This window comes from Streptomyces capparidis (genome assembly GCF_054782095.1).
The window spans coordinates 1-701 of the sequence record NZ_BAAGTD010000135.1; the positions used below are offsets into that span (position 1 = coordinate 1).

General features: G+C 69.6%; 1 protein-coding gene. It reads right to left on the reverse strand.

The features are described 5' to 3' along the window. On the reverse strand, positions 1 to 608 hold a 608-nt coding region (locus tag ACYVO2_RS37280), incomplete at its 3' end, for an acyltransferase domain-containing protein (RefSeq protein WP_461012565.1). Positions 609 to 701: the final 93 nt, after the last annotated feature.

Consider the following 701-nt stretch of genomic DNA (forward strand, 5'->3'; position numbering starts at 1 on the left):
GGCTTGCGGAACGACACGCTCGAAGCGACCTGCTCGAACTCGGCCAGCATCGGCTCCATCAACGCCGAGTGGAACGCGTGCGAGACCGTCAAACGACGCGTCTTCACCCCGGCAGCGGCGAAGTGCTCCCGCACCTGCTCAACCGCAGCCTCCACACCGGAAACCACAATGGCGGTCGGGCCGTTGACGGCCGCGATGTCCACCCCATCGAGGGACGACACCACCGACTCGACGTCGGCCAGCCCGGCCTGCACGGCGAGCATCGCGCCGCCGGACGGCAGCGCCTGCATCAACCTGCCCCGAGCGGCCACCAAGCGGCAGGCGTCGGCCAGGTCGAACACCCCCGCGACATGCGCAGCCGCCAGCTCACCGATGGAATGCCCGGCCACGAAGTCCGGCCGCACACCCCAAGAACGCACGAGCCGCCACAACGCCACCTCGACAGCGAACAACCCGGCCTGGGTGAACACCGTCTGATCCAGCTCAGCACCCGACTCTTCCGCCAAGACCTCCGCCAACGGCCGAGGCAACAACCCCTCGAACCCGGCACACACCTGGTCCAGGGCCTCGGCGAACACCGGGAACGCCGCAGCCAGCCCAGCGCCCATCCGCGCCCGCTGCGCTCCCTGACCGGTGAACAACACCGCCAGACGACCCTCAACCAACCCAGGCCCACCCGCGGCATCCGCCACAGCCAGCAG